Source organism: Rhodococcus sp. WMMA185, assembly GCF_001767395.1.
Taxonomy (GTDB): Bacteria; Actinomycetota; Actinomycetes; order Mycobacteriales; family Mycobacteriaceae; genus Rhodococcus_F.
The window spans coordinates 3,778,783-3,798,507 of record NZ_CP017014.1 but is presented as its reverse complement, the minus strand read 5'-3'; the positions used below and the strand labels follow the sequence as shown (position 1 = coordinate 3,798,507).

General features: G+C 64.5%; 9 protein-coding genes. 3 read left to right on the top strand and 6 right to left on the bottom strand.

Going from position 1 to position 19,725, the window contains the following annotated elements:
• The first annotated feature begins 51 nt into the window (after positions 1-51).
• Together pks13 and BFN03_RS17080 are read left to right on the top strand one after the other, a co-directional pair.
• Positions 52-5,013: a polyketide synthase Pks13 gene (pks13, locus tag BFN03_RS17085; protein WP_070381023.1), complete on the top strand. Its 4,962-nt coding sequence runs from the start codon at positions 52-54 to the stop codon at positions 5,011-5,013.
• A complete protein-coding gene (locus BFN03_RS17080) occupies positions 5,010-6,551 on the top strand; it encodes an acyl-CoA carboxylase subunit beta (RefSeq protein WP_070380006.1) in 1,542 nt (513 codons plus the stop codon). The genes pks13 and BFN03_RS17080 overlap by 4 nt, the downstream gene beginning before the upstream one ends.
• A gap of 76 nt (positions 6,552-6,627) precedes the next feature.
• Here the strand turns inward: BFN03_RS17080 and BFN03_RS17075 are convergent, their stop codons facing one another.
• The 4 genes from BFN03_RS17075 to BFN03_RS17060 all read right to left on the bottom strand — a co-directional run bounded on the left by BFN03_RS17075 (position 6,628) and on the right by BFN03_RS17060 (position 16,258).
• Complete coding sequence (locus BFN03_RS17075) at positions 6,628-7,602, bottom strand: hypothetical protein (protein ID WP_070380005.1); 975 nt, start codon at positions 7,600-7,602, stop codon at positions 6,628-6,630.
• A gap of 181 nt (positions 7,603-7,783) precedes the next feature.
• Positions 7,784-11,095: an arabinosyltransferase domain-containing protein gene (locus BFN03_RS17070; protein ID WP_070380004.1), complete on the bottom strand. Its 3,312-nt coding sequence runs from the start codon at positions 11,093-11,095 to the stop codon at positions 7,784-7,786.
• Between the two features lie 65 nt (positions 11,096-11,160).
• Positions 11,161-14,391 carry an arabinosyltransferase domain-containing protein gene (locus tag BFN03_RS17065; RefSeq protein WP_084385664.1) on the bottom strand — a complete coding sequence of 1,077 codons (3,231 nt, stop codon included), beginning with the start codon at positions 14,389-14,391 and terminating at the stop codon, positions 11,161-11,163.
• Positions 14,392-14,464: 73 nt separating this feature from the next.
• Complete coding sequence (locus tag BFN03_RS17060; protein WP_070380003.1) at positions 14,465-16,258, bottom strand: glycosyl transferase; 1,794 nt, start codon at positions 16,256-16,258, stop codon at positions 14,465-14,467.
• 341 nt (positions 16,259-16,599) lie between these two features.
• Between BFN03_RS17060 and BFN03_RS17055 the strand changes: the two genes are divergently transcribed.
• On the top strand, positions 16,600-17,292 hold the full coding sequence (locus BFN03_RS17055) for an MspA family porin (RefSeq protein WP_070380002.1): 693 nt from the start codon (positions 16,600-16,602) through the stop codon (positions 17,290-17,292).
• Between the two features lie 121 nt (positions 17,293-17,413).
• Here BFN03_RS17055 and BFN03_RS17050 read toward each other — a convergent pair whose 3' ends face one another.
• On the bottom strand, positions 17,414-17,692 hold the full coding sequence (locus BFN03_RS17050; RefSeq protein WP_070380001.1) for a hypothetical protein: 279 nt from the start codon (positions 17,690-17,692) through the stop codon (positions 17,414-17,416).
• A 107-nt stretch (positions 17,693-17,799) separates the two neighbouring features.
• On the bottom strand, positions 17,800-19,653 hold the full coding sequence (locus BFN03_RS17045; protein ID WP_070381021.1) for a galactan 5-O-arabinofuranosyltransferase: 1,854 nt from the start codon (positions 19,651-19,653) through the stop codon (positions 17,800-17,802).
• Between the last annotated feature and the right edge of the window lie 72 nt (positions 19,654-19,725).

Here is a 19,725-nt window from a genome sequence, read left to right as displayed (position 1 = left end):
GAAGTGACGGCGAGCGAAGCGACGGGAGATGGGTCCGGCGGTGCCGGTGACCTGACGGTTGCGCAGTTGCGTGAGTGGCTGCGCAACTGGATCGCCGACGTCACCGGGCAACCGATCGAGCAGATCACCGACGACCGTCCGATGGAAGAGTTCGGTCTGTCGTCTCGGGATGCCGTCGCTCTCAGTGGTGAGATCGAGGAACTCGTGGGTGTCACGCTCACCGCGACCGTTGCCTATCAGCACCCCACCATCGCGTCGCTCGCTACCCGCATCATCGAGGGTGAACCCGAGCAGACCGACGACGGAGTCGACGCCGCGTACTACGCGTCGGCTCCGTCGTCGGACGCGCACGACATCGCGATCGTCGGGTTGGCCACGCGGTTCCCGGGCGCGGGAACGACTCCCGCGCAGATGTGGGAGATGCTCGCGGAGGGCCGCGACGGCATCTCGGAGCTACCCGAAGGTCGTTGGGAGGAGTTCGCCTCCGACCCGCAGATCAAGGCTGCGATCGAGAAGGCCAACACGCTCGGCGGCTACCTCGACGACCTGAAGGGCTTCGACGCCGAGTTCTTCGCGATGTCCCCGCTCGAGGTCGTCAACGTCGACCCTCAGCAGCGTCTGGCGATGGAACTGACCTGGGAGGCGCTCGAGCACGCCCGTATTCCTGCGAGCAGCCTGAAGGGTGGGGAGGTCGGTGTCTTCATCGGTAGCTCCGCCAACGATTATCAACTTCTTGCGGTCAGCGACCCGACCAACGCGCACCCCTACGCGCTGACCGGTACGGCGACGTCCATCGTCGCCAACCGAGTCTCCTACTTCTACGATTTCCGCGGCCCGTCCGTCGCCATCGATACCGCGTGTTCCTCTTCGCTGGTTGCTGTGCACCAGGCGGTGCGTTCGCTGCGGTCCGGTGAATCGGAAGTCGCGCTCGCCGGTGGCGTCAACATGCTTATCGCCCCACCCGCCACACTGGGATTCGACCAGTTGGATGTGATGGCGAAGAACGGCCGGATCAAGGCATTCTCCTCTGACGCCGACGGCATGATTCGCGCCGAGGGCGGTGGTCTCCTCGTGCTCAAGCGCCTCGACGACGCTGAGCGCGACGGGGACGAGGTTCTGGCAGTCATCGCGGGCAGCGCGGTCAACCAGGACGGGCGTTCCAACGGTCTTGCCGCCCCGAACCCCGACGCGCAGGCCGATGTGCTGCGGCACGCGTACCGCGACGCCGGTATCAATCCGGCGGGGGTCGACTATATCGAGGCTCACGGCACCGGAACGATCCTCGGCGACCCCATCGAGGCTGATGCGCTCGGGCGCGTCGTCGGCCGTGGACGCGCCGACGACCAGCCCGCGCTGCTCGGTTCCGCCAAGACCAACTTCGGGCACCTCGAGGCCGCCGCAGGAGCCGCCGGGTTGATCAAGGTCGTCCTGTCTATGCGGGAAGACGCGTTGCCGCCCACGCTGAATTTCGCGGGTCCCAATCCATACATCGCCTTCGACAAAGCGCACCTGCAGGTGATCCCCGAGGGCGCGGCCTGGCCGCGATACACCGGTTCCGCCATCGCAGGCGTGTCCGGGTTCGGCTTCGGCGGCACCAACGCTCACGTGGTGGTGCGTGAGTACACCGGACCTTCGGTGAACGAGGCAGAAGAGGCGCCCGAGGCCCCGGCGACAGACGGATCTGAAGCGACGGAGTCGCAGGGGGCATCCGAAGCGCCGGAGTCGCAGAGTGCCGAGCAGACAGTGGTGCTCGCGGTATCCGGTGCGTTGCCGTCGCGTCGTCGCCGTGCAGCATCGGATCTCGCTGACTGGCTAGAGACCGAGGAGGGCAGCACTACTCCGCTCGCCGACGTCGCCCGAACTCTTGCACGCCGCAACCACGGCCGATCGCGTGCGGTGGTGCTCGCCAAGACCCGCGCCGAGGCAATCACCGGGTTACGTGCGGTTGCCGCCGGTAAGCCGGGCCAGGGAGTGTTCTCAGCGGATTCGCCGTCACCGCAGGGCCCCGTCTGGGTCCTCTCGGGCTTCGGTTCGCAGCATCGCAAGATGGCCAAGCAGTTGTATCTGGAGAACTCGGTCTTCGCGGCCGCGGTCGACGAGGTCGACGCGCTGATCGAGGATGAGGCCGGCTACTCCATGAAGGAGAAGTTCCTCGACGACTCGATCGACTATGACGTCGAGACGTCGCAGGTCGGCATCTTTGTGATTCAGATCGGTTTGGCAGCGCTCCTGCGTCACCATGGCGCCGACGCCGAGGCTGTCGTCGGACACTCCATGGGTGAGGCTGCCGCTGCCTACATCTCGGGTGGTCTGCCGCTCGAGGACGCGGTGCGCGTGATCTGTGCCCGCTCCCGGCTGATGGGTGAGGCCGAGGCGCTGCTCGAGGGCGACGACATTCGTCTCATGGCGCTCGTCGAGTACAGCGCGGAGGAGATCGGGAGCGTTCTTCCCGACTTCCCCCACCTCGAGGTCTGCGTGTACGCGGCTCCGACGCACACCGTGATCGGTGGCCCCGAGTCCGAGGTCAACGCCATCGTTGCGCGCGCCGAAGGCGAAGAGAAGATGGCACGCGTTCTCAAGACGAAGGGCGCGAGCCACACCTCCCAGGTCGATCCGCTGCTGGGCGAACTGGCCGCCGAGCTCGCCGGAATCGCGCCGAACAAGCTGAAACTCGGTGTGTACTCCTCGGTCGACAAGGAGACCTTCTACCGCGCCGGCCACGAGCCGATCCACCGCGAGGAGTACTGGACCAAGGGGTTGCGCCACAGCGTGTACTTCACCAACGCCGTCCGGCTTGCGGTCGGCTCTGGTCACACCACATTTGTGGAGTTGGCACCCAACCCCGTGGCACTTATGTCCGTGGCCGCCACCGCCTTCGACGCGGGCTTGCACGATATGCAGCTGATCCAGACGCTCAAGCGCAAGGAGGACGAGCCACTCGGTGTCCTCTCCGCGCTCGCTCAGTTGTACGTGCACGGGCATGCCGTCGATCTGTCGTCGCTGCTGCCCGAGGGAGGCTTCGCCGAGCTCCCGCGCACCGCGTGGATCCGCAAGCCGTACTGGTTGGAGACCCGGGTCAATTCGAGTGGCAACACCCGCGTTCCGGGAGCGCACGTGTCGTTGCCGGACGGCCGGCACGCGTGGGAGGTTCAGGCCGGTGCTGTCACCGACTTGCCCGCGTTGGCAACCGCTGCCGCGTCCCAGGTGTTGTCCGACGTGACGCTCACAGCGTCCGTATTGCACGCACACGTTCCCGCCGAGGGAACGCTGACCACGACGCTCAACTCTCATCCGGGTGGAGCATCGCTGCAGGTGCACGCCCGAACCGGAGCGAGTTTCACGCTGTTGTTCGAGGCTGCGGTCACCTCCGGTGACGCCCTGCCCGAACCCGTCCTGGCTGCACCGGTGAAGTCCAGCTCTCCCATGGAGGAGTTGCCGGAGGTCGTCGATGACATCGGTGAGAAGTGGGATCCGAACGGTTCGCAGACGCTCGAGGAGCGTCTGACGCTGATCGTCGCGGAGTCGATGGGCTACGCCACGGAGGACCTGCCTGCAGAGATCCCGCTTGTCGAGTTGGGCCTCGACTCGCTGATGGCTGTGCGGATCAAGAACCGTGTCGAGTACGAATTCGATATTCCGCAATTGCAGTTGCAGGCCGTCCGTGATGCGAACCTTCTGGAGGTTGCCAAATACCTGCGCTACGCGGTGGAGAACCGAGAAGAAGTGCAGGCGCTGGCCGACAGTCAGAAAGCGCAGCGGGAAGCGGAGGAGGCCGGAGAGGCCGACCGTGAGACCGAGGCCGGAGAGGCCGACCGTGAGACCGAGGCCGGCGAGGCTGTTGAGGCCGACCGTGACGCCCAGACCGGCAGTGACGCCGGGGCCGCTACCCCGGGCAGCGAGGAAGAACCGGCTGACGCGACCGACACGAACGTACCGCCTCGTGATGCGGCCGAGCGCCTGACATTCGCCACGTGGGCCGTCGTCACCGGCGAGTCGGCGAAGGGCATCTTCAACACGCTTCCGATCCTCAGCGACGAGACGGCGGAAAAGCTCGCTGCGAGGTTGTCGGAGCGGGCGAACGGAGACATCACGTTCGACGACGTGCTCGACTCCACCACCATTGAGGAACTGGCCAATGTGGTGCGCGGGTTCCTCGAGGACGCAGACAAGATCGACGGACTGGTCAGGGCGCTGCGGCCTCGCCCCGCAGGCTCCACGGCAGTGCCGGTCTTCGTGTTCCACCCCGCCGGTGGTTCCACCGTGGCGTACGAGCCACTGCTCAGGCGTCTGCCGGCGGACACCCCGATGTACGGACTCGAACGTACCGAGGGGCCGATCGAGGTGCGCGCGGCTGAGTACCTGCCTCTCATTCGGGAGATCCAGGGTGACGGACCGTACGTGCTCTGCGGCTGGTCGCTCGGTGGGGTGCTGGCCTATGCGGTGGCGAGATTGCTGCGCGAGTCCGGCGCCGATGTTCGGATCGTCGGCCTCATCGACACCGTGATGGCCGGTGAGAAGGTCGAGGAAACCCCGGAAGAGATCCGCAAGCGCTGGCAGCGGTACGCCGCCTTCGCGAAGAAGACCTACAACGTGGACTACCCGCTGCCGTACGACAAACTCGCGGCCGCAGAGAGCGACGACGAGCAGATCAAGATCTTGATGGATCTGCTCAAGTTGAGCGGAGCTAAAATCCCAGGCGGGATCATCGAGCATCAGCGCACATCTTGGCTCGACAACCGGGCGATTCAAACGGCTGAACTGCAGCGGTACGACGGCGACGTCGTCCTCTACATGGCCGATCGCTACCACGACGACGCGATAGTTCTCGAGCCCGCCTTCAAGACCCGCAAGCCCGACGGCGGCTGGGGCGAAGCAGTGAAGAACCTCGAGGTCATCCATGTGGGTGGCGACCACATTCAAGTCGTTGACGAGCCGTACATTGCGAAGGTCGGGGCGGACCTGACCAAGAAGCTGGCGGAGATCGAGGCCGCCGGAAGTGGAGCGCATCAGTGACCACCACCGCAGACAAGCTTGCCGAACTGCGCGAAAAGCTCGAGTCGGCGAAGACGCCGGGTTCGCCCAAGGCCATTGCGAAGCGTGAGGCGAAGGGCCTGCCGACTCCGCGTGACCGCATCGACATGCTGCTCGATCCCGGCAGCTTCGTCGAGATGGGTGCACTCGCGAAGTTGCCGGGTGACCCGAACAATCCGTACGGCGACGGCGTCGTCACCGGGCACGGCACCGTGGACGGGCGTCCTGTGGCGGTCTTCTCCCACGATCAGACGGTGTTCGGCGGAGCAGTCGGGGAGATGTTCGGCCGTAAGGTGGCCGCCATCATGGAGTTTGCCGCCAAGATCGGCTGCCCCTGTGTCGGTATCAACGAGTCGGCGGGGGCCCGTGTCCAAGATGCGGTGACCTCGCTGGCCTGGTACGCAGAACTCGGCCGTCGCCAGGAACCGCTGTCGGGCATGTGCCCGCAGATCTCGGTGATTCTGGGCAAGTGTGCGGGCGGCGCGGTGTATGCACCGATCAACACGGACGTTCTGGTGGCGACCGAAGAGTCGTACATGTTCGTCACTGGCCCCGACGTGGTTCGCAAGATCACCGGAGAGGACATCAGCCTCGAGGAACTGGGCGGGGCACGGAATCAGGCCCAGTACGGCAACCTCCATCACGTCGCACCGGACGAGAAGGCTGCATTCGAGTGGGTTCGCAATTACCTGAGCTACATGCCGTCGAGTTGCAAAGAGCTGCCGCCGATCGTCAATCCCGGCCTCGAACCGGAGATCACGGCGTCCGATCGCGAACTGGATACGTTTATCCCAGATTCGGATAACGCCGGCTACGACATGCATGACATTCTCATGCGAATCTTCGACGACGGGGATTTCCACGAGATCTCCGGGCAGGTCGCGATGAACGTCATCACCGGGTTCGCGCGAGTGGACGGGCGCACTGTCGGAGTGATCGCGAACCAGCCACTCGTGTCGGCCGGTGCGCTGGACGCCGCGGCATCCGACAAGGCCGCCCATTTCATCCGTATCTGCGACGCGTTCGAGATTCCACTCGTATTCGCGGTCGATACTCCCGGTTTCCTTCCCGGCCTCGAGCAGGAGAAGATCGGGGTCATCAAGCGCGGCGGACGGTTCATCTTCGCGTTCGTGCTGGCGACGGTGCCGAAGGTGACGGTGGTGATCCGCAAGGCGTACGGCGGCGCCTACGCCGTCATGGGTTCGAAGCAGCTGGGTGCAGACATCAACTTTGCGTGGCCCACAGCTCGTATCGCGGTGATGGGCGCCGAGGGGGCCGTCGATCTGATCGGCCGCAGGCAGATCGAGGCGGCAGGCGAGAACGCGCCCGCCGTGCGTCGCCAGCTGATCAACTTCTACAACGAGAACATCGCGACGCCGTACATCGCAGCCGAGCGTGGGTACATCGACGCCGTGATCGAGCCGTCGAAGACCCGGCTCGAGATTCGGAAGGCGTTGACGCTGCTGCGCGACAAGAAGGTGGAGCCCAATCCGCGCAAGCACGACCTGATGCCTCTGTAGTTCTTTCGGTCTCGTCTCCCAATGTCCCATCGGGTCAGTCTGATTAGACGAATGTGACATTGGGCGACGAGACGCGTCATGCCGACCGTCGGTTCTCTTCTGTGTAGATGGAGACTGGTGGCCGGGGGCGTGAGGCAGCAAGCGAGAAGGCGGCGCGCAAGTCCGCGAGCACAGTCGCAGGGTCGGTCTGGATCTGCTTTGGTAGGTGTGTCACGACGATGATTCCCTCGCGCTGCATCCGCGCCCGACGTACGACCGTGGCCTCGTGCAGTTCTGGTGAGAAGTGGTATTTCAGAGAGTCGATCTCCCAGGCGAGGGCGACGTCGTCGAGCCAACCGTCGGGGCGTGCAATCCACAGCCCGGCGGCGGAGCACACATCGATGTTGTGCAGCATCGGGGGAAGTCCGCTTCTGGAATACAGCTTCTGAGCATGCACCTCCGCCACGGAGTGCGCGTCGTGGCTCAATTCGTGCAGCACTGCGCGGGGCAACCGGCTTCCCCTGTCTGAACCGGCAGCGAGCTCACGCGCGAGTTCGTCCACCGTCACATCACCACGTTGGATTCCGCCTGCGAGCAACGCCCGACAACTGTCGGCTTGCACTGTGCGTCGACCCGCATCGAGTAGACAACGGGCGTGCGGAGCGACGCGTAGAAGCCCGCGCCCGATCGGCTCGGGCATTCTCCACGTCCGTTCAACTCTCACATACGATGTGTCCCGGCGATGCCGGGTGTTCGGAATGAGAAGCAGCACTTCATTTCTCGATGCTGACTGCGCATAGCCCAATGCGGCCAGAGCTGCGTGTCCCGACAGGATCGAATCGGGGCCGCCGTATTCGAGTGCTGCCAGATTGCGCTGCAGCGTTGTCGGTGGCCCGTTGTGCAGCAGGACCACTCCGGGCAGGATGCGCTGCCACGGACCGCCGTCGTTGCAGCGCGCGGAGATCGTCCCCTTCGCGACACCCAACCGTTCGAGTGTGGCCGCCCGAATCACGCCGTCGCGGCTGATCGCGGTTGTCGCAGAGAGATCGTCGGCCCAGGTTCCTCGTCGCATGCTCAGAGCATGTACGAGATGCCTCGGGACGTGCCACGAAACGCCAGGTCGGACATCAGCCTGTGGATGAACGAGAAGCTGTGGGCAACGCCGCAATTCATTGTCCGCCTGTCACCCGATGTGACATTCGTTCAGTCAGACGGAACGAATGTCACATCGGGCGGTGGCGCGGCGCGGCAGGCTACGGGTTTTCGTATACGCGCAGGGTGCCCGGTGACCAAAGTCCTGACCTGGTCGCGGTTCCGGTATCGAGTGTGGCGGGAACGGCGTCGGGGTAGTACCGGTCGAGCCGCTCGAGGGAACCCCAGTCGCGATCCCAGTCATCCTTCAGGTAGGTGGGGACGGTGTTCGCGCCGGCAAGCATGTACGAGAATCCCAGCGGACCACCGCCCTCCTCGGACTGCCACTGGTTGGTCATCAGGTTGGCGAGCACGTAGTCGGGAAGGATGCGGTAGTTCGGCATTTGCGCGACACCGTCCCGGTGATCGAATGGATGCTGGCACGGGAACTGAAGTGCTACAGCCCAATCCAGCAGTACGGGCTGCGAGCTACCGACCATCGAGTTGAGGGTCTCTAGCTTGGGGACGCGGGGTGCGGTGAATGCGAGCCATTGATCGCCGGCGAGGTTGGGGTCGTTGGCGAGGATGCGCACCGCGTCGGCGTCCGGGGACAGTTCGTTGATCGGGATGCGGAGGTTGCGCCACGACGGTGCCGGCCCGATGTCTTTGGGGAGGTATGTTCCCTGAGGCTCGACGGTGCCGTCGGGTTGGCGTTTGCCGTATTCGAGCAGCAGTGACTGCCCGTAGGTGATGGCGCCGGTCGCGTCTTCCGACCATATGCGTCCGGCCGCAGAGATAACGATCAGCGGGCTGTCGTCGCTGCGTTCGGGGAGTGCGTACCAGCTCGACGTCAGGCTGGCCGGTTCCTGGACGCCTCCTTGGAAACTGCCCATGACGGGTGTCGTGCTGGGGTCGAGTCCGAACGGCAGTGCGACGCTGCTGCCGTTGACGCCGACTTGGCCTGTTCCGGCCCCGGAAGCGGTATCGAGGCCCGGGTCGACGCTCTGGCCGTTGGTGCTGCGCTCGCCAGGAACGGCCGCGACGGCGTCGGCGGTCAGATCGGAGGCAACCCCGTTGGGCGAGAAGCCGACGGGGTTCGCGCCGCCCAGTGGATTGGCGGGGTCAGCCAGCGGTTGTGACGGATCGGCTATGGGATTGAGATTTCCGCTGTTGGTGTCGGGCTCCACGAGGACGTCGTCGGCGAGTCCACAGGTATGTCCGGCCAAGGCCTCGAAGTTGGATCGGGCCAGCGAGTACGCCGGGTACTGCGCAACGGCGCCCTTGGCAAGCGAGAGTACTTCGAACAACACCATCAACCCGGCAGCGAGGGTGAGCGGCGCCGCGAAGAATTTATTGGCGAGTCTGCGTTTGCGTGTGTTCTTGCCGGCGGATGATTTGGCGAAACCTTGACGCAGGTGCTGCCACGCCGCTACGGCCAGGGCGACCCCGAACAGCATGTAGAGGAAGGTGTAGGACTGGTACCCCTGGAAGGAAACGGGCTTGTCGAACCACGGCACGCCATAGGTCGAGACGTACCAGTATCCGTTGATACCGGCGAAGCTCACCGCCAGCATGAACAGAACTCCGGCGAGAAAGACCGTGCGGTTGCGCTGAGACCGGAGAACCGCAGCCGACACCGCGACCGCGGTGAGTGCGGCGAGCGAGCCAGCGATGCCCGCGTACGCACCGAAGTGGTGAGTCGACTTCGTGGGGTTGAACATCATCAAGAAGATCGTGCCGATCACGACACCTATCAGCCGCCACGACGGAGCAGTCGCGACACCGGGAATCCGTCCGCGACGCACCAGGATGAACAGGGTTGCGAACAGGCAGAGAATCATCGCGAAGAACGCGAATCGGCGGGGGAGGGAACCGTCGGCGGTCGGGAGCAACAGAAAGTAGTACCGCAGGAAGTCCTCGAACCACTTGAGGTTCGGCCCGATCAGGGTGCGCACACGGGTGGCCTCCATCACGGTGGCGAGGGTCTGGGTGTAGAACACCACGACCAGAAGGACGGTTCCGGCAGCGGCGATCGGTGCCAGCAACGCCAGCGTCCCTACCTCACGGTGACGCTTCACGACGATGCGAACGATCGGTCGCGCACCCGCGAGCAGGGCAGCCACGCACATCAGACCCGTCGGGGCGGCAGCGAGAGTGAACGCAGCGATCAGGACTGCGATGGCTGCCGGGAACAGGCGTCCGGTCGCAATGGCACGCTCCATCGAGCACCAGGTGAGCAGCGCGCCGAGCGCCACGATCGGCTCGGGCCGCAGACCGTTGTTATAGGGCAGCCAGAACGCGAGGAAGATGAATCCCGCGGTCCACAGGGCGACGTTGTTTCGGCGCACGGCGCGACCCAGACGAGGTGCCACCTCGCGGCTGATCAGCAGCCAGCAGAGGATCCCGGCGATCAGTGCGGGTAGCCGCATGAACGGACTCGCGGTCGAAATGTTGGTCATCGCCGCCAGTACGTCGTAATACCAACCGAACGGTGCTTCGGGGACGCCGAACCAGCGGTAGTAGTTGGCCATGTAGCCGGCGTGTTCGGAGACCCGCGCCATGCTGAGTATGTAGCCGTCGTCGGATGTATTGGCACCGATGAAATGCCAGAGCACCAGTGTGCCGACGACAACCCCGTCGAGTGGTGTGAACTTCCACCAGTTCGCCGGGAAGAAGCTGCGATGCCCCCGGCCGTCCATGCCGTCGAGGCGGCTGAGGGCGACGAGCGCGATGACCGTGGCAAGGATGGCCACGATGATCGAGATGGACTTGATGAGCGTCGGACTCAACGAGAACCGGGAGTCGACGTTTGCAGTGAACGACAGGCCGGATGGCGCCGGTCCATCGGGAAGGTCGCTGAAGACACCCACGATCTGCGGCCGGAGGTCGCCGGTGAGCTCACCGGAGACCGGGTCGCCGCTCGGGGTCGTCAGACCTGTGAACTCGGCAGACGTTGCGTCGATGTTCGAAGTGATGACGATCTCCGAGCAACCCACCGTCTCGACCTGTTCGCGCGGCGCCGTCGCGACCACGACATTGCGGTCGATCACGTCGACGGAGGTCTCGGTGGCCCGAACGAACATTGCGTTCATCGCGGCGTTGTCACCCTGTGCGGGAGCGGTCGCCAGAAGAAGTCCGCCCTCCGCGGGTAGTTGGGCAACTACGGAACACGGAATCGTCGCCGACAGGTCGATCGGCACCTGCGACATCAGCGGTGCTTCGAGATCGCCGACGACCCCGTTCTCAGGCCAATTCACCGCGGCCGTCGTCTGCTGTACCGGGAGGAATGGCGTCGCCACCGACAACACGAACCCAATGAGACCGGCGACGATGGCGACCAGACGAGTCGTCCGATGCTCGTTCCGTTTGTTCTCGAGGGCCGGGGGCGAAGACCCTTCGGGTTCGGAGACGGAGATGGTCGCGATATCTGGCACGATTTCCGATCGTATGTCAGGAACCTGAGGATGAAAATCTTTCAATACGCGAACCAGGACTCTTTCTACTGGTCACGCACCGGTCCGGGTGACCAGGTACCAGACCTGATCACCTGTTCGGAGTCGACCCGTGCCGCCGTCGCCGACTCGTCGAGTGGCGTGTACTGCTCGAGTGAGCCCCAATCGCGGTCCCAGTCGTTGGACAGATAGGTCGCCAGAGTGGTGGCCGATAAGAGTTGGTCGATCCAGCCCAGCGGACCGCCTCCGAACGCGTCTTGCCAGCCATTCGTCGCTTCCGCGTTGACACGGTCGGGCAGAATGCGCCACCGCGGGACCTCGGCGACGCCATAGCGATGATCGAAGGGGCGCTGGCAGGGGAACGCAAGCCCGACAGCCCAGTCCACGAGCACCGGGTCTTCCGAGCCCACGACGGTCTGCAGTGTCTGCATCTTCGGCACCCTCGGCGGGGTGAAGGCCAGCCACTGGTCGGGGTCGGTATCCGGGTCTTCCGCGATGAGTCGGACGGTGTTCGCCTCGCTTGGGATCTGATCGAGCGGAACCCGAAGGTTGCGCCACAATGGCGTCGGGCCGATATCGATTGGGTCGACGGCGCCGAGCGGGGTGACGGATCCGTCGGGATCGGCCACGCCGTACTCGACGCTCAGGATCTGTCCGGGGCTGACGACGCCGTGTGCGTCGACCGAGCGGATACTCCCGGCTGCCGAGATGCTGAGGATGGGGGTGTCGTCGCTGCGCTCGGGCAGTCCATACCAGCCCGTGATGAGGAAGGCAGGATACTGTTCCCGGCCGGATTGGTAGCTGCCGATCACAGGGGTTCGGGAGGGGTCGAGACCGAACGGCAAAGCCACGGCGGCGCCATTGATACCCGTCGCGGCGGCGCCGCCGTCCGATTCCTCCTCGGTGTAGGAGGTGAGGTCGGCCGGGACTCCGCCGGGGGTGAAGCCCACCGAGTTCGTGGCGCCGAACGCGCCGGCGCCGCTAAGATCGCTTGCCGGGGTGAGCAGCGAGAGTAGCGTCGCCGTGGGATCGGTTTCCACCAGGACCTCTTCGGCGAGACCACAGATATTCCCGCCTACCGACTCGATGTCGGACTTGGCGATGGAGTAGGCGGGGTACTGCGCTATTGCGCCCTTCACCAGGGACAGCACCTCGAATAGAACGACGGCACCGGCAGCGATCGTCAGCGGCGATGCCGCGAAGATCCGGGCACGCTTGTCGCGGGGCCGATTCTTCTCGTTCCCCTTCTTCTCGTTCCCCTCGAACGGTTCGTTCACATGGAACCACGCTGCGAGGAGCACGGCCAGCATCGCCAGGCCCATGAAGAGTGTGGAGATACCCTTGCCGCCGATCATCGGTGGCTCGTCCCACCACGGGACGCCGTAACTCGACACATACCACCAGCCGTTGGACCCCGTGAACGTCAACGCGAGGACGAACAGGATGCCCGCGGCGAACAGAGTCCGGTTGCGTTTGGACCGGATGGTCGCTGCACCCACGCCGACCGCGGTCAGCGCGGCGACCGAGCCCGCCAGTCCGGCGTATACACCGAAGTGGTGCGTCCACTTGGTGGGCGTGAACATCATCAACAGAAGCGATGCGACGACGATGCCGAGAATGCGGCGGGACGGCCCGATGGCGGTGCCCGGCACTTTTCCTTTCCGCAAGATCAGCATCGCGCAGACGACCACGCACAGAAGCATGATCAGAACGCCGAATCGACGGGTCAGGGAACCGTCCGGCGAGATACTCAGGAGCGCGTCCCAGCGAAGTCGTTCGTCGAACCATGCCATGTTGGGCCCGACAGCGCTACGGACGCGCGTCGATTCGAGGACCGCCTCGAGTGTCTGATCCCCGAAGACAACCACCAGCACGACTGTTCCCGCGGCGAGGATGGGCATGATCTGGGAGGCGAATCCCACCTGACGTCCGCGGGTTATCACAATCTGCGCGATCGGGCGGCCACCGGCAAGTAGGGCGGCGATACAGATGAGACCCGATGGACCGGCGGCGAGGGAGAACGCGGCCACGAGCACAGCGACGGCGGCGGGAAGGAGTCTGCGCGTGGCGATGGCGCGCTCGATGGAACACCAGGTGACAAGGGCGCCGAGCGCAATGACGGGTTCGGGCCGCAGGCCGTTGTTGTAAGGCAGCCAGAAGGCCAGGAACACGAGACCGCCGGTCCAGAGCGCAGTCCTGTTGTGGCGCACGGCGACGCCGAGCCGCGGAATGATCTCTCGACTGATCAACATCCAGCAGAGGACACCGGCGAGGAGCGTCGGCAACCGCACCCACATGCTTGCGGTACTCACATCGGCCAGCACCGCGAGGAGTTTGTACGTCCAGCCGAACGGTGCCTCGGGTACACCGAACCAACGGAAGTAGTTGGCCAGGTAGCCGGAGTGCTCCGAGGCGCGCGCCATACCGAGTAGATAGCCGTCATCGGAGGTGTTGGCTCCGATCACGTGCCACAGCAGAAGCGTCCCGATCACGGCGACGTCGGCCGCGGTGAACTTCCACCACCGGGCGGGCAGGAAGCGACGGGCCCGCCGGCCATCGATGCCGTCGATGCGATGCAGCGCGTACAGCGACGTCAGCGTAGCCAGAACGCATACGACTATCGCGATCAGTTTGAGTGGGGTCGGGGTGGTCGAAAAGCGCGAGTCGAGGTCGACATGGACGCTCAGGTCGCCGAGTCCGTCGCCGGTCGGTCCTTGCAGGTCGGTGAAGAGCCCGACCATTTGGGGCCGCCAGTCGCCATCGATACTTTCAGTGACCGGTTCCGCGGTGCCGGTGATCTCTGCGGACGTGCGCTGGTAGTCGGATGTGACGGTCAGTGTCGAGCATCCCTGGATGTTCTCTAGATCGGTGGAGATCAAGGAGGTGCCGCGGATCGATACGTCGACCGTGCCGTCGCCGCCGGTCTTGATGACGAGCCCGTCCTCCTCGAAGCCGGGCGCCCGGTTCGGAAGCGTGGAGAGTACGGTGCCGCCGTCTGGTTCGAGTCGAGCGAACGCCGAGCACGGAACGTTGATCTGGATGTCGAGCGGCGTATAGGAGACGAGTGGGGATTCGACGCTGCCCAGGACGCCGTTCTGCGGCCAGTCGATCCAGGCCGCATCCTGCTTCACCGGCAGGAACGGGGTTGCGAGTGCGAGGACGAACCCGAGCAGGCCCGTGACGATTGCGATGATTCGGTATGTGCGGACGCTCCCGGCGTCGGGCAGCGGCGGCTGTGAGGGGGACGTCTCGAGCGTCTCTGCTGCGTCGGGCGGCACAGGACGATGTTATGTGGAACACAGCCCCGCTCCCACCTGAGCAGTTGTTGTGCGTTCGCCGGCGCCTCGTGCCCTACGTCAGCCCCCGCACGTCCCAGATCCACACGCCGTCGACGCCCCGTGCGGGTGAACCGACGAGTCGGTCGACCGTTTCGCGTAGAGCTTGTTCGTTGTGGGTGTGTGCGAGTACTAGAACGTCCGCCTTCCAGAACCTCAGATCCGCGAACGCCTGGGCTCTCGCTGCGTCGTCGATGGCCGGCACCTGTCCCGATCTTTGGGCCGATGCCAGTAGGAGCGCGGTCGGGCGGTCGTCCGGTCCGTACTTGCCGCGCCCCTCACTTCCGGCCGGGCCGATGAAGTAACCGCCGGCTATGGGAAATGCGAAATCCTGCTCGGTCTGCCAGCGAAGCATTCGCGCATTCTCGGGTGAGGGCAGCGGCACCGTGACCACCGAACCATCGGTGACGTACTCCTTCCACGCGCCGTCGGCGAAGAAGGCCGGCGTGCTCGTCCGCTGCACGACGTCCAGTGGTGTGGGAGCGAGCGGAAGCAGCGCCACCACGAGCCATCCCGCCCACACCACCGTGGTGGTGCGCCAGCCCTCGCCTGTGGAGGCCAGCGCTCGCTCGGTGCCCAGCGCGAGCAGCAGGGCGGCGGCGGGGAGAAGGCCCATCGCGAAACGTGATTCGAGCACGGATTCGAGCAGCGGGAGATGCGACATCATTCTCCACGGCAGAGGAATTCCGGTGTCCGAGCCGCCGATGGTCAGTGACGTGCCGAGCGACAGCACACCCATGACGACGATTGTCACCGCGGCGGCACGCGCGAGCGGAATCCGCCACAACCACACGGCTGACAAACCGAGGAGTATCAGCAACGGCCAGCCGAAGTATGCGTTCTCCTCGGTTGCGTTCATGCTGAACTCGGCGGATCCAGGATCGCCTGCCAGCGAGGATGTGGGAAAGCTGGTGAACGCCTCGGCGTCGTTTCCGACCGGGCCGTGTTCGATCGCGCTGTAGCTGTCGGGCCCGAAGAACTGCCACCACAAGGGGAGCGCGGTGACGATCAGCGCAACGCCGCCCGCGATCGCGAATCCCTTGATGCTGCGCTTCACCGCCGCCACAGCCGCGTGCGGACGGGACGCGGCGTAGGCAATCCCGAAGGCCGCGTATGCAAGTGCGTAGATCAGCAGGGGTTCTTCGCCGAGGAAGATCTGATAGGCGATCAACAGACCCGCGATGGCGCCATCCCGAACCGGCCTGATCCCGGTGCCCAACCTGACTACGGTCAGCGCGATGAACGGCAGAAGGAACAGCGCGACGAAATTGGGGTGACCGTTTGCGTGGGAGATCATTGCAGGGGCGAAACCGCACAGGCTGCCGCCGACCGCAGCTGCGAATCGCGATGAAACGACGTGCCGCGAAAAGACCCAGTACCAGGCGGCGGCTGTGCCCGACAAGCCAAGTGTGAGTGCAAGAGTGAACGTTACGGTGGGACCGAACAGCAGCGTCACTGGCGCGAGCGGAATGCTCAGACCGAACATGGCAGTGTTGCCCATCAGGTTGACGCCGAGCGGGTAGTTCTGAAGATCGCTGGACAGTGGATTCTCGAGATGAACTACGGATCGCGCGGCGACGGCAAAGAACCACTCCCACATCGTCTGGTCCTGTCCGCTGTGGACCAGATATCCCGTCCCCAGGTGCTTCCATTGGCGGCTCAGCACGAACACCGCCAAGCCCACATAGAAGATGACCGCGACGACATCGCCCGGGTGCGGATTCAATCGCGAGCGGAGCCGACGAATGGCGGTGCCGGTTGCGCGCGCCTTCGACGGTTTCGTATCGATCTGGGTGAGAATCTCAGTCACGCAGTTGCGCCTTTCGAATCTCGGGTCGATGCCGATAGACGTGTCAGGGATCGATACCGATCGCCCGAGAATACCGGAGTTAGCTAGGAGATTGCTGGGCTAATTCCGGAGTGCACGACGGCGTGTGGAACGTCGGTCCGGGCGTATCGGCGGGGCGCGATTTCAAGTGTGGTGCCATTTGTCCGATATCGACTCCGCCCTCGTTTTGATCGGGTTATTCTCTGTGCTAAATGGTTGGCCGATTTGTCAATATCTGATCAACCCGGGTGTTAATTTCGGCTGCCAATGTGTACGCTCAGCATGGATTTTGTAACGCAACGCACATCCTGAATGAGGTCCGCATGACAAACATGAACAAAACTCGCCTACGGTTCACACGCGCAATCGCCATTGCAGGCGTCGCTGCGCTCAGTGTGGTCATGGGCAATGGCACGGCGTCAGCGGCCATCGACAACGAGAACTCCGTTCTCGACGGGAATGACAACCTCATCAGGGTCTTGCAGGGCGATACCAGCTTCCAGTCCGTTCCGCCCCTTGACGGCGCGCCGACCACTGTCGAGTTCTTCCATGACGGATACGCGGGCGTCGAGATCACTGGCCCCAACGCGGCGGACTTCGAGGGCAGTGAGCTGAGCTTCGGCTATCAGATCGGCTATCCGGTCGCCCTGGTCGGTGCATTGGTTGTGCTCAGCACTCCAAACCTCGATTGGGAGGTCGGGGCGAACAACGCCGTCATTGCGGAGGTCTTCCCGGTTCCGGCACTGGCCCTCGAAGCGGGAACCCAGGGCGCAATCGGAGGCTCGATCATTCCATCGCAGGAACTCGCCATCGACCTAGAGCCAGGTGGAATCACCACGGTTCCCGTCCTCGACCGGCAGCCCTTCGACGGACCGGTGGCATTCGTGCGGATGAACGGAATGCACGGTTCGGTCTCCGGCGCGATCGGTGCGGTCACGATCCGTCCGTACGCGATGGTGACCACCGCTGGCGGTAACACGGTGATGACCTACGGCCAGCCGCAGAAGCTCAACTAGCCAGCCGACTGCAGAACACCTCGCGAGTGGCGCGACCACTCACGGGGTGTTCTCCGCTGTCGGCCACCTTTCGGTGCGCGGTCAACCGAGCCGAGACGCCGACCGGCGAGAGCGGTAGGTCCTACGCCGCTCGCTGCGCGGGCTGCCTGGACGGGGCTGCTGCCGGACCGATGCTGCGCGACCGGTGCCGGCTGATGCGGACGATGCCATCGCTCACGATCCACAGGACGAGCCCGAGTACGGCAACAGCCATGACCGCCCAGTGCCCGATGTGCAGACCGACGATCGCCCCGAGTGTCAGAGCGAGCCCTGCGAACACGAATACCCCACCTCCGGCGGTACCGAGCAGATAGTCTTCGGCACCCCTGGAACCACGTTCAGGCTCCCCTGCATCTTGCATGACCGCTCCTCGCGACGACTCGGCATGATCTCCGAAGAACGAGAGTGGCCCGCCCAGCGGAGTGAGTGCGGAGTTCCCCCGACGAGTTTGGGCTAAACGTGAACTACTCAGATTCTCGAGACGATCACGAACGGTCCGACCTCTGACACGGCGAATTGTGGGTCGTCGAACAGGTCCTTGGAAAAGGTGACGGTGTAGCGGCGGACGTTCGGATCGTTGGGATAGACGTCCTCGGCTAGGCGTAGCGTGTAGCCGTCCGGGCCCTGGCGGAAGATGAACGCGTCGGGCGCACGCCAGGGAGATTCGTCCAGCGCAGCCACGAGTTGGTCCGGAGTCTGCAATTCACTCCAGTCTTCGATGGTCTGCGCGCGCTCGGCGAAATCTGCCAGGGGGTTGGCGTAGTGCGACGTCAGCGCCTGGAACCCGAGGTAGGGGTAGAAGCTCAGGAAGCTGGTGTCGGCAGTCAGGATTACCGTGTCGTCACGATCGCGGGGAATTTGTGTCGAGATGATCTCGTCCAATTCGCCGTAGTACGCCGCTGCGCCCGGCGGACGCATATCTGCGCGATTTCCGTCGCCGTCGGTATCGGTGTAGGCGACGGTGATGTCCGAGCCGAGCAATTGCGGGATGTTCTGGGTGAATGCCAGCCCGGCGAGCACGCCGACCACGATCGCAGCACCCTTGACTCGTGGACTGTCGCTGGTGGCGAGTACGAGCCATCCAGCAAACTCGACGAATCCGAACACGCCGGCGGTACCGAGCAGGACTATGAGAACCGGCTCGAGTCGGAACGAGAGAAGTGTGCTGCCGAGGACCGTGAACGCCATCGACGTCAGCGACCACACGTAGATGGCCACCACACCGACCCCAAGTGCCTGTGCCCGTCGCGACGAGGATGCTCGGGCAACTAGCCAGAGGGTGCCTAGCAGGCACAACGCCCCGGTGAGCGAGAACTCGATCATGGGCAGAGGGAGTTGCGCACCCGACTCGGGCAAATAGTGCAGTGCTGTTCCCGAGGTTGCCGGCGAGCCTTGCGCCACCTTCAGCAAATAGGGAAGCCAGACGGTGAGCGCCAGCGCCCCCGACACTGCGGCAATCACAACCAACCGCACCAGCGGATCGATCGCCGCCCTCCACGACTTCTGCGCTCGTATTCGCAACGTGGCTGCAAGCAGCGCGAGCAGAGTTACCGCAAAGGCGGCGACGCCGAGATACAGGGAGTAGAACGTGGCAGCGAGACCGAGGAACAGTCCGGTGCCGATTACCGCGCCCCAGCCACCGCGGACCCCCTCGCCTCGGTCGCTGACTCGGTGCAAGCCGCCCCAAGCGAGGACCAGGCTCGGACCGACCAGCAGCGCGATCACGGCGCTGTACGGCTCGGGGGAACCGTAGGCCAAGATCAACGCCGTGCTCGCGAGCGACACCAGGATGGCCAAGTCGTGGCGGATCAGGTTGGTCCATAGCACCAGTGCCACTACTGCGGCCACAGCGAGGGACCCGATGGCGTACGGCTTGAACGCTTCCCACCCGTCGATTCCGAGTAGGTTCGCGACGCGCCCACCCACCCAGAACCAGCCGCCGGGGTAGTAGGGCGGCAGGTCCGCGTACGTCATGTCCCGTAGCGCGGCAGAGTCGGTCAGCCGTGTGAGGTACTCGGTGCGGAACTCCTGGTCGACGGAGATTCCGTGCAAGTACAGCTTGGTCGCGGCGAGCGGAAGGCCGAGCGTGATCGTCACGAATCCGGACAGGCTCGCCCACGACAGCAGCGTTGCGAACCGGCCCGCCCGGTGCATGCGTACGAGCAGCACCGCCAGGGCGATACCCGCGATGGCCACGACCTGACCGACCGTCGTGACGGCTTGCAACACGTTGGACGAGTTGAACGCCGGCCACTGCACGCGCGAGAAGGCGAACAGCCCGACCGCGGCGACCACCGAGGCGACGATCGCCCCGAGCAGCATCTCGACAGCGGTCGAGAGGGACTTTCGGCCCGGTGCTACGTCTGCGTCCGTCGTCTGTGCTTCAACCGTCTC